The following is a 12008-nucleotide window of genomic DNA, read 5'->3' on the forward strand; positions in this document are numbered from 1 at the left end:
CCGTATAAAGGAATGAGGTGACCTAATTTGAAGAAAAAGAAGATAATCATTCCATTAGTCATTGCAGGAAGTACAATCGTGCTTTCATTTATTGGCTATCTGACCATTTTATTTTTAGGACATTATGTCATAGATGAGAAGAAGCTCGTTTTTCACGCTTCCTCGAAAATCATTGATCAGAATGGAAAAGAACTCACAAGCATGTATTCAGAAAATCGGGACCCTGTGTCATTAAAAGAGGTCCCAGATAAAGTGGCGAAAGCTTTTGTTGCTGTAGAGGACAAGCGCTTTTATGAGCACCACGGAATTGATGCACAATCGATTTCAAGGGCGGTTTATCGAGATATATTAGCAGGTGGAAAGGTAGAAGGCGGCAGTACCATCACCCAGCAGCTCGCCAAAAATATCTTTCTCACAAATGATAAAACGTTTCTTCGAAAAACAAAAGAAGTCATTATTGCGATCAATTTAGAAAGAGATTATTCAAAGGACAAGCTGCTTGAAATGTATTTGAATCAGCTTTACTTTGGTCATGGCGTCTATGGGATCCAAGCAGCGGCCAATTACTATTTTAGTAAAGATGTAAAAGATCTCACTGTCAGTGAAGGAGCTACACTTGCTGCCATGCCAAAGGCACCTTCAACGTATTCCCCTGTTCTACACCCAGATAAAAATAAACAAAGACGGGATACCATCCTGAATTTAATGAATGAACAAGGATATTTGTCTTCTACAGAAACAGTTGAAGCAAAAGGAAGAACACTTGGTATTCATTTAAAAAAGAAATCAGAAACCCCTTGGGTGGACAGTTATGTAGATCTCATGATTAAAGAAGCAGAATCACAGTATTCGATTTCGCATGAACAATTGCTTCAAGGCGGCTATACCATTACGGTACCAATCGATATGAATTTGCAAAAAGTTGCCTATGATGCAATGAAAAACAATCGTTATTTCCCGGGAAAAAGCGGGTCACCTGAAGGAAGCGCTGTGTTTATTGACAACGCATCTGGTGGTGTAAAAGCAGCAATAGGCGGACGAGAATATCAGGCAAGAGGTTATAACAGAGTCACAGCTGTTAGACAGCCTGGTTCTGTCTTTAAGCCGATCGCAGTATATGGTCCAGCGATGCAGGAGAAAAAATTCAGACCGTATTCACTGCTTGAGGACAAGGAAAAAAGCTATGACGGCTATTCTCCAAAGAACTACGATGGACAGTATGAGGGCAGGGTCACGATGGTAGAGGCTCTCATGAAAAGCAAAAATACATCTGCCGTATGGACGTTAAGCCAGCTTGGCATCGATACGTCTAAATCTTATCTTGAGAAAATGGGGATGGATATTTCGGATAAAGGACTTGCCATAGCGCTTGGCGGTCTAGAAAAAGGGGTTTCTCCATTGCAGATAGCTGGAGCATTTCATACATTTGCAAATGAAGGCGTTTATAAAAAGCCGTTCTTCATTCAGAAAATCACGAATGATGATGGAGAAACCGTTGAAAAATATCGAAACAAAGAAGAACGAGTGTTTAGCGTTCAGAATGCTTGGAATATGACAAGAATGCTTCAACAGGTCGTCAAAGGCGGAACCGCTCAGAGCGGATCATACGCTGGAGATTTGGCTGGTAAAACAGGCACAACTACGTATTCCGGTGTCAAAGGGGCAACGAAAGATGCTTGGTTTGCTGGCTACACGCCTAGTACAACAGGGGCAATCTGGATGGGGTATGACAAAACGGATAACAGTCATTATTTAACTGGCGGCAGTCAGTATCCAGTGCAGTTGATGAAAGATATTTTAACGACAGCCCAAATAACCAATGAAACCTTCCAAAAACCAGAGGGAATTAAAGAACTTCAATCGCCAATCCATTTAGAAGGACTGTCAGGCTTTGAAGCACGTTATGCATTTAAAATCAAAGGGCTCTTTACATTGGAGCTGTCATGGGATGAACAGGAAGACAAACGCGTTGAATATCGTATTTATGAAATGAGAAATGGAAGCGAGACCCTGATCGATTCTGTAACAGGAACAAACAGCTACACAATGCCGTATGCAAATGTGTTTTCAGATGCGCAGTATAAGGTTGTTCCATACAATACTCAAACACAAGAAGAAGGCGAAGGCAGTGCTTATATCAAGCCAGAGGCTTTTGGACGTTAATATTCGGCGATTTTTTGAACATTGAGCCGCTTTAGTATACCGAGCCTTGAAAAAGCGGTATAGTAAAAGCAGTGTTTGAGCCTTATACAAAGAGAGTGTGAGGCGAAAGGTGGAATGAAAGGTAATGGGAAAAACGAAGGCTTTTAATGACACGTTCTTAAAGGCGTGCAAAGGGGAAAAAACAGACCATGTACCGGTTTGGTATATGAGACAGGCAGGACGCTCGCAGCCTGAATATCGTGCCCTTAAAGAAAAATACGGGCTATTTGAAATTACGCATCAGCCAGAGCTATGTGCTTACGTAACAAGACTTCCTGTAGAACAATATGGTGTAGATGCCGCTATTTTATATAAAGATATTATGACTCCGCTTCCAGCTATTGGAGTGGATGTTGAAATTAAAAATGGAATTGGACCAGTGATTGACTCGCCTATTCGGACAAAGGCAGATATCCAGCGTCTTGGAGAGCTTCATCCTGAAGAAGACCTGCCGTATGTGCTTGATACGATCAAGCTGTTAACAGAGGAGCAGTTGAATGTTCCGCTGATTGGTTTCGCAGGTGCACCTTTTACGATGGCAAGCTATATGATTGAAGGCGGTCCATCTAAAAATTATCATAAAACAAAGGCGCTCATGTACAGTGAGCCAGAGACATGGATGCTTTTGATGAATAAATTAGCCGATATGACGATCACATACATACGCGCTCAGGTAAAAGCAGGCGTCCGAGCATTTCAAATCTTCGACTCTTGGGTTGGCGCTTTAAATGCAGCAGATTACCGGACGTTCATTAAGCCTGTCATGCAGCGTATTTTCACAGAGCTGAAGTCTGAAAACGTACCAATGATTATGTATGGTGTCGGTGCGAGCCATCTGGCGAAAGATTGGCATGACTTGCCGCTTGATGTCGTTGGACTGGATTGGCGTATGAGTATAGACGAAGCGCGAAAAGAAGGCTTAACAAAAACGTTACAAGGAAACCTTGATCCAACGATTTTACTTTCTCCTTGGGAAGTGATTGAAGAAAGAGCAGCAGCGATTTTAGATCAAGGGATGAAATCAGATCAATTCATCTTTAACTTAGGTCACGGGGTATTTCCTGATGTCTCACCAGACACGTTAAAGAAGCTGACAGATTTTATTCACGATTATTCAGCTAAACATAAAAAAACATCCATCTAAATGATTTCAAATGATCTGAAGGAGTGTTGGTTGTGGAGAAAAAGAAAATGGGGCTACTTGTCATGGCATATGGCACCCCATATAAAGAAGAAGACATTGAACGTTACTATACACATATCCGTAGAGGCAGAAAGCCAGAGCCGGAGATGCTGCAAGATTTAAAGGACCGCTACAAGGCAATTGGCGGCATTTCTCCTTTATCAAAAATTACAGAACAGCAGGCAAATGGTTTGTGTGAACATTTGAATGAGATCCAAGACGAGATTGAATTTCATGTATACATTGGGTTAAAACACATCGAGCCTTTCATTGAAGATGCAGTCGCTGACATGCACCGAGATGGCATCACAGAAGCGGTGAGTATTGTCCTTGCACCGCACTTCTCCACATTTAGTGTGAAATCGTATAACAAACGTGCACAAGATGAAGCAGAAAAGCTTGGCCATCTGAACATTACTTCTGTTGAAAGCTGGTACGATGAACCGAAGTTTGTGGACTATTGGGTGAAACAAGTAAAAGAGACGTATGCATCCATGAGTAAGGAAGAAAGAGATTCAGCAGTGCTGATTGTGTCTGCACACAGTCTTCCTGAAAAAATTATTGCAGCAGGAGACCCATACCCTGATCAGCTTGCACAATCTGCAAAAATGATTGCTGAAGGTGCAGGAATTGAGCATTATGAAATTGGCTGGCAAAGTGAAGGCAATACGCCTGATCCATGGCTTGGACCAGACGTACAGGATCTCACGCGTGACCTATTTGAGCAAAAAGGCTATAAAACATTTGTATACGTGCCTGTTGGATTTGTCGCTGATCACCTTGAAGTGTTATACGACAATGATTATGAATGTAAAGTCGTCACGGATGAAATTGGTGCAGCCTACTATCGTCCAGAAATGCCAAATGCGAAACCAGCATTTATTGATGCACTGGCAACAGTCGTATTAAAGAAGCTTAATGAAAGCAAGTAATCATATAAAAGAAGGCGATCCTATGCATGACAATCAAAAACACCTTGTCATCATTGGCGGTGGCATCACGGGTTTGGCCGCCGCCTTCTATTTGGAAAAGGAAATTGAAGAAAAAGGCCTTCCTATCCAAATATCTCTTATTGAAGCGAGTCCTAGGCTAGGTGGAAAAATTCAAACATTATATAAAGACGGTTATATCATTGAACGTGGACCCGATTCATTTTTAGAAAGAAAGGTCAGTGGACCCCAGCTGGCAAAAGATGTTGGTCTATCTGATCAGCTCGTCAATAATGAAACAGGGCAAGCGTATGTATTAGTCAATGAAACCCTTCATCCGATGCCAAAGGGGGCTGTCATGGGCATTCCAACTCAAATCAGTCCTTTCATTACAACTGGGCTTTTTTCAGTTGCCGGAAAAGCACGTGCAGCGATGGATTTCGTATTGCCAAAAAGCAAACAGACAGAAGATCAGTCTCTGGGGGAATTTTTTAGAAGACGTGTGGGTGATGAAGTGGTGGAGAATTTAATTGAACCGCTACTATCAGGCATTTACGCTGGTGACATTGATCGCCTGAGCTTAATGTCTACCTTCCCGCAGTTCTATCAAACAGAACAGAAGCATCGCAGTTTGATTCTTGGGATGAAAAAATCACAGCAGCATGCAAAAGCGCAACAAGTGACAGCGAAAAAGCAAGGACAGTTCCAGACAATCAATCAAGGGCTGCAAGCACTTGTTGAAGCGGTCGAAAGCAAACTCAAGCTGACGAAGATTTACAAAGGGACAAAAGTGACCCAGATTGAAAAAGCAGAGGGAGGCTATGGCGTTCAATTAGACAGCGGTCAAACGCTTTTTGCAGATTCTGCCATTGTGACAACTCCTCACCAATCGATCTATTCCATGTTTCCAAAAGAAGCAGGGCTTGAGTACTTGCATGACATGACATCGACTTCTGTTGCAACAGTTGCACTCGGATTTAAAGAAGAGGATGTTCACAATGAATATGATGGTACTGGTTTTGTCATCTCAAGAAATAGTGATTTCTCCATTACAGCATGTACGTGGACAAATAAGAAATGGCCTCACACTGCACCTAAAGGAAAAACATTGCTCCGTGCATACGTTGGGAAAGCTGGCGATGAATCAATTGTCGAACAGTCTGATCATCAAATCGTGAGCATCGTGCTGGAGGATTTGAAGAAAATCATGGATATTAAAGCAGATCCAGAGCTGACGACAGTGACTCGCTGGAAAACAAGCATGCCGCAATATCATGTGGGTCATCAAAAACAGATTTCGACGATGCGAGAAACGTTTATGCAATCATATCCTGGTATTTATATCACGGGTGCTGCATTTGAAGGTGTTGGGATTCCTGATTGTATTGATCAAGGAAAAGCTGCCATCTCAGAAGCTGTATCTTATCTATTTTCATAAAAAACAAACTCCCTTTTCTGTCATGGAAAGGGAGTTTTTCATGTTCGTATGTTTAGAAAAGAGTGGTGAATAATAAAATTGAACAAAGTTGTTGCATCTGAGGAAAAGGATGTGGTATATTACTTTCTGTACTTAATGACCGAAACGTTCAAATAGTCATTTTGGGAGTGAGATCATGAGTGTTGATAGGAGACAAATGATTTTAGATGGAGCAACAAAGGCATTTACCCAGTTCGGGTATAAAGCCACGACAATGGACCTTGTAGCAAAGCTTGCCAACGTTGGAAAAGGAACGATTTATACTTTTTTCAAAAACAAAGAAGAGCTGTTCGATGAAATTTTCACATCACTGTTAATGGAGATGAGGAAAATTGCAGATGAAGCAATAGATGAGAAGAATAGTTTCTCAGAAAACCTTCATTTAGCACTCTTTGCAATATTAGAATTTCGAAAAAACCACCAGCTTACAATTAAAATCTTTCAGGAAAATGCGGAGCTTGGCACATCAGCAGTGAAAGAAATGATTGAAAAAATGGAGCAGATGATCATTCGCTATATTAAAACAAAAGTAAAAGAAGCGATTGAAAAAGGCGACATTAAGCCCTGTGATCCTGAATTGACGGCATTTGTGATGGTGAAACTATATATTGCACTTATTTTTGACTGGGAAAAGCGATATGAGCCTTTAACAAAAGAAGAGGTCGCTGAATCGCTCGAGCTTTATGTACTAAAAGGACTGTCTGCAACAACATAATTTTTTTTGAGTTCAAATGACCGAATTCTTAATTTAGTCATTCATCAATGGGAGGAAAACAGCAATGAATTTAATTCGGAATCAATGGAAAGACATTGTGACGAGCAAAAAACTACTGATCCCGATTTTAGCTGTCTTATTTATTCCACTGATTTATAGTGGTGTATTTTTAAAAGCTTACTGGGATCCATATGGTACAGTTGATCAATTACCTGTAGCGGTTGTCAACTTGGATGAAGGCAGTCATTATGACGGCAAAACCCTTCAAGTGGGCGATGATTTAGTGAAGGAATTGAAGAAAAACGATAGTTTTAAATGGCATTTTGTTGATAGTGAAGAAAAGGCCATCAAAGGGTTAAATAACGAAGACTATTATCTCGTCGTCGAGATTCCGAAAGATTTCTCGAAAAATGCGAGTACAGTACTAGACAAACATCCGAAAAAATCGAATCTGAAATATTATACGAATCCAGGCGCAAACTATGCTGCGTCTCAAATTGCGAATAACGCCATTATCAAATTAAAAGATTCGGTTTCAAAGGAAGTCACAGAAAATTATGCAGAGGTCATCTTTGATAACTTCAAAACGATTGCAAAAGGATTAGATCAAGCAAGCGATGGAGCGAAGAAAATTGATGACGGAACAAAAAGCGCAAAAGACGGTAGCCAAAAGTTAAAAGACAATCTGGCGAAATTGGCAGAAGGAACGTTAACGTATAGCGAAGGTGTTCATCAGTTTGCAGGAAAAATGGGTGAACTGAACACTGGAATTCAATCTCTTGATAGCGGTCTTGGTCAGCTCTTAACAGGCTATCAAACGATTGATCAGAAATTTGGTGAACTTGGCACAGGAATTGATACATTGACCGAAGGGTTAAACACAAGCCGTGAAGGACATGAGCAGCTTTCTTCTAAAATGCCGCAATTCACAGCAGGCATTGAGCAGCTGAACAATAAAGCACAATCATTTTCAGAAAAAATCGCTGCTGTGGAGAAAGTATTGTCTTCACCTGAATTAGCGAACCTTGAAAAGATGGCGCCTAAGATTGATCAGGTGAAAGAAGATGCAAAAACGTTCAGTACCAAACTTGCTTCTTTAAAAGAAGCATTATCTAATCGAGATGCAAAAGTAAAAAGTATTATTCAAAACAGCTCGATGACAGATGAAGAGAAAAAGGCGGCAATGGATCAGCTAGACAGTCTTCCTACAATCGAACTGCCTGATTTGTCTGGGCTTGAGCAAAGCTTAGCGGCGCTGCAGGAACTGCCTGACGCAAGTGAAGTTCAGTCTGCGGTTGCATCTGCAAAAGCACAGCTACAGCAAGTCAAGCAGCTGCCAGAGAAAACAGAACAGCTGTATACATCGACAGTCGCCATACAAAATGCGATTGATCAAATGACATCCGGTACGAATAAATTGTATCAAGGTGCACTGAAGCTTCAAACGGGCCAAGGGAAATTACAAGATGGCCTGCAAACAGCAAATGGAAAGCTTGATACAGCGAAAAGTGGTGCGGATAAACTGGCAAATGGTTCAAGCCAGCTTAGTGCAGCATTGAATAAACTAGAAAGTGGATCAGCGAGTATCCAAAGCAACTCATCTAAACTGGCTGAAGGGTCAAAATCCCTTGATAAAGGATTAGGTGACTTAAAAAGTGGAACTGGAAAGCTTTCTGATAAGCTAAAAAGCGCTGCAGATGAAACAGGAGACATTGATGCGGGGCAGGACAACTACAATATGATTGCAAGTCCAGTCAAAACAGAGAATGATACAGCGAAAAAAATTGATAACTATGGAACAGGGCTCACACCATATATTTTATCAATGGGACTCTTTGTTGGAGCTCTTATGCTGACTGTTGTATTCCCAATGAAAGATCCTGCAGGACGCCCTAGAAATGCGTTTGAATGGTTTGTCAGCAAATATAGTGTGCTTCTCTTAGTCGGTATCTTGCAGGCAGTGATTGCAAGCTCCATGCTGATCTTTGGACTTGGACTTGAAGTGGAAAGCCTCTGGCGCTTCTATCTCTTTGCGATCATCGTCAGTCTGACATTCCTAGCGATCATTCAGCTTCTTGCGACGACGATGGGGAACCCAGGACGCTTTATTGCCGTCATTATCTTGGTTCTTCAGCTTGCAGCAAGTGCGGGTACATTCCCGCTTGAGCTTGTACCAAAATTCTTCCAAGTTATTCACAGTCTGCTTCCAATGACGTATACCATCAACGGATTTAGAACGATCATTGCAAGCGGTGATAACAGTTATTTATGGCACCAAGCAGCGATTCTTGGAACAGTAGCCATCATCATGATGGCTGCAACAACAGCATACTTTGCTTGGAACATAAGAAAAATGAAACAAGAAGAAGCTTAATCAAAAAAACCTTTCTCTTTCATGAGAAAGGTTTTTCTATTAGAAATTAGACATCAGGAACCCGAAGCGATATATTTTAAGAAGGATGCTGAAAAAAGGCATGCTTGGAAAGAATTTCTTTTAGATGAAGGAGGATATGCCGAATGACAACGGAAGTAAATGAAACGATTCAGCTTATTCAAAAGCTTGTGTCGATCCCAAGTCCATCAGGAAATACTGAGAAAGTGATTGGCTTTGTCGAACGTTTTTTACAAGATTTAAATATTGAAACGAAACGAAATCGAAAAGGCGGATTAATTGCCACCCTAAAAGGAACAGATGACAAAGAACACCGCATGCTGACAGCACATGTCGATACGCTCGGTGCGATGGTCAAAGAAATTAAATCAAATGGCCGGCTGCGTCTTGCACTCATTGGAGGCTTTCAATATAACTCGATAGAAGGCGAGTATTGTGAAATTGAAACAGTAACAGGCCGTACATACACAGGTACCATTCTGATGCATCAAACGTCCGTTCACGTATATGAGGATGCTGGAAAAGCGAAGCGAAATCAAGAAAATATGGAGATTCGCTTAGATGAGAAAGTGAAAAATGCAGACGATGTGCAAGCACTCGGCATTCAAGTAGGAGACTTTATCTCATTTGATCCTAGAGTGGAAGTGACATCTTCAGGTTTTATTAAATCAAGACACCTTGATGATAAGGCAAGTGTGGCGTTGTTGCTGAGATTGATTCACCGCATTCAAACAGAGAACATCACATTGCCGCATACGACACATTTCTTAATTTCAAATAATGAAGAAATCGGATACGGTGGGAACTCGAATATCCCGGAAGAAACGGTGGAATATTTGGCTGTTGATATGGGAGCCATCGGTGACGGTCAATCAACCGATGAATACAGTGTGTCAATATGTGTGAAGGATTCTAGCGGTCCTTATCACTATGGTCTGCGCAAACATTTAGCAGCATTAGCTGAGGCAAATAAGATCGATTACCGCCTTGATATATACCCTTATTATGGTTCAGATGCGTCAGCAGCGATTCGAGCAGGGCATGATATCATTCATGGACTGATTGGACCTGGCATTGACTCTTCGCATGCCTTTGAAAGAACCCATGAAGACTCATTGATTCATACAGCCAATCTACTGTACCACTATGTTCAAAGCAAATTAATCACAGTATAAAAAAAGAACCCCGATCGCGGGGTTCTTTTTGATTAGCTTGAAAGTTGTGTTGGCTCAGGTACATCTTGTCCAGTCATCACGCGGTGTCCTTTTTCAGGGTCATATTGCCCTTCCCATTTAGACATCACGACAGCTGCAAGTGCATTACCAGTTAAGTTGACAACGGTTCTTGCCATATCCATGATACGATCAACACCTGCAATAAAGGCTAGACCTTCAGCAGGAACACCGATCGTTCCAAGTGTTGCAAGTAATACGACAAAGGATGTACCAGGAACGGCAGCCATTCCTTTTGATGTCACCATCAATACAAGGATCAGTGTGAGCTGCTGTACGATCGTGAGGTCAATGCCATATACCTGCGCTAAGAAAAGCGCCGCAATGGCTTGATACAAGACGGAGCCGTCCAGATTAAACGTATAACCAATTGGGATAACAAAAGAAACAATTCCTTTTGGACACCCGATGCGCTCCATTTTATCCATGACTCTCGGTAAAACTGTTTCAGAGCTGGATGTACTAAAGGCGAGAAGCATTTCGTCTTTCATGTAAGCAAGAAATCTGAAAATATTGACGCCAATCATCTTTCCAATAATTCCGAATACAACGATAAGGAAGAGAGCGAGCGCAAAATAAACAAGACCTACGAGCTTACCTAATGAAACGAGAGATTCAAGACCAAATTTTGATACTGTCACACCAATGAGCGCGAACACACCAAATGGTGCAGCTTTCATCACAACATTGACGACATGGAACATCGCATGTGACACACCTTCAAAGAAGGCGAGCACTGGTTTGCCGCGTTCACCAATCGCTGAAACGCCAAGTGCGAATAATACAGTGAAGAAAATAATCGCAAGCAAATCACCTTCCGCCAATGATTGGAAGAAGTTCGTCGGAACGATATGAAGGAACGTATCAGCAACTGATTTACTGCTTTGTTCTTTTTCCGTTTCAACATACTGGCTAATATCCTGTTTTTCTGTATGTCCAAAGTCAACGCCTGCACCTGGTTGAACAAAGTTCGCAAGCACAAGACCAAGGATGATCGCAAACGTTGTGATAATTTCAAAATAAAGAATGGTTCTAAAACCAAGCTTCCCTACTTTTTTACCATCACCCGCACCTGCAACACCTAAAATTAAGCTAGATACGACAATCGGAATGACAATCATCTTAATGAGTCGTAAGAAGAAGTCTCCAATTGGTTTTAAATATGTCTCAACACCAGGGTTACCGAAAAAGATCGCACCAACCACGACACCGAGAATAAGACCGATTAGGATTTGAGTTGCTAATCCAAATTTTAATTTTTTCATAGATTTCCTCCCTAACATATTCATTAAAGGAATATTCCCATTATATTAAGTTTTAATATATGAATTAAAGTATAACTAAAATTAAAGAGGTTCGTCCACGATTAAATTATATTAAGAAAATACAAAATTATTTGAAAAAATGGACACTTCGAACCCCCTTCGTTGTTTTAAGTCAATAAAAAGTGCCTTCCGAACTAAAAGTCATCATATGAAAATACTAAAAAACCCTTCTGTACCAGGGGTTTTACCTTTTTACCTATTTTTCAGAAAAAATAAAAAGCACTTTTGACTCCAACTGACGAAGGAGGAAAAAAGTGCCTTTTTGTTCTATTTATTTCCTTATTTAAGATAACTTACTTGTGAGCATTCCTCACATTCATTACCGTAACACTCGTGCTGTTCCATTAAATCATTTCCACATTTTGTGCATTTTTTTGAAGGCAAATTTCTAAAAAACTCAGTGATTTTTCCTAGCATTTGTCATCCTCCAATACGTTTTATTGTTATCATTGTATTATAACAGATTGATAATTGTCAATCTGTTTTGTAACAATAGGCAAGAAGAATGCTTTTTTTATGAAAAATGGGTATATTGTAAGAAGGGGATTTTTTG

Annotated in this window: 9 protein-coding genes; 7 read left to right on the top strand and 2 right to left on the bottom strand. The window is 40.8% G+C overall.

Going from position 1 to position 12008, the window contains the following annotated elements; genetic code table 11:
• Positions 1–27: 27 nt before the first annotated feature.
• The 7 genes from NSQ70_RS05110 (at position 28) to NSQ70_RS05140 (ending at position 10073) form a co-directional block, all read left to right on the top strand.
• The gene (locus NSQ70_RS05110; protein WP_047947070.1) at positions 28–2163 is read left to right on the top strand and encodes a transglycosylase domain-containing protein; all 2136 of its coding nucleotides are present in this window, start codon (positions 28–30) and stop codon (positions 2161–2163) included.
• A gap of 124 nt (positions 2164–2287) precedes the next feature.
• Complete coding sequence (hemE, locus tag NSQ70_RS05115) at positions 2288–3346, top strand: uroporphyrinogen decarboxylase (protein ID WP_025207037.1); 1059 nt, start codon at positions 2288–2290, stop codon at positions 3344–3346.
• Between the two features lie 32 nt (positions 3347–3378).
• Entirely contained in the window at positions 3379–4317 is a 939-nt protein-coding gene (hemH, locus tag NSQ70_RS05120; RefSeq protein ID WP_047947071.1) for a ferrochelatase, read from the top strand.
• Between the two features lie 22 nt (positions 4318–4339).
• On the top strand, positions 4340–5752 hold the full coding sequence (hemY, locus tag NSQ70_RS05125) for a protoporphyrinogen oxidase (protein ID WP_039167644.1): 1413 nt from the start codon (positions 4340–4342) through the stop codon (positions 5750–5752).
• Positions 5753–5927: 175 nt separating this feature from the next.
• The gene (locus NSQ70_RS05130) at positions 5928–6506 is read left to right on the top strand and encodes a TetR/AcrR family transcriptional regulator (RefSeq protein ID WP_007497184.1); all 579 of its coding nucleotides are present in this window, start codon (positions 5928–5930) and stop codon (positions 6504–6506) included.
• A 64-nt stretch (positions 6507–6570) separates the two neighbouring features.
• Positions 6571–8880, top strand: a complete 2310-nt coding sequence (locus tag NSQ70_RS05135) for a YhgE/Pip domain-containing protein (RefSeq protein ID WP_039167547.1) — start codon at positions 6571–6573, stop codon at positions 8878–8880.
• Between the two features lie 143 nt (positions 8881–9023).
• The gene (locus NSQ70_RS05140) at positions 9024–10073 is read left to right on the top strand and encodes a M42 family metallopeptidase (protein WP_024720001.1); all 1050 of its coding nucleotides are present in this window, start codon (positions 9024–9026) and stop codon (positions 10071–10073) included.
• Positions 10074–10105: 32 nt separating this feature from the next.
• Here NSQ70_RS05140 and NSQ70_RS05145 read toward each other — a convergent pair whose 3' ends face one another.
• Together NSQ70_RS05145 and yhfH are read right to left on the bottom strand one after the other, a co-directional pair.
• Complete coding sequence (locus tag NSQ70_RS05145) at positions 10106–11395, bottom strand: cation:dicarboxylase symporter family transporter (RefSeq protein ID WP_008348850.1); 1290 nt, start codon at positions 11393–11395, stop codon at positions 10106–10108.
• Positions 11396–11734: 339 nt separating this feature from the next.
• Entirely contained in the window at positions 11735–11872 is a 138-nt protein-coding gene (gene yhfH, locus NSQ70_RS05150; RefSeq protein WP_008359029.1) for a protein YhfH, read from the bottom strand.
• Positions 11873–12008 lie beyond the last annotated feature (136 nt).

The organism is Bacillus sp. FSL R5-0397 (genome assembly GCF_038593395.1).
Taxonomy (GTDB): domain Bacteria; phylum Bacillota; class Bacilli; order Bacillales; family Bacillaceae; genus Bacillus; species Bacillus altitudinis.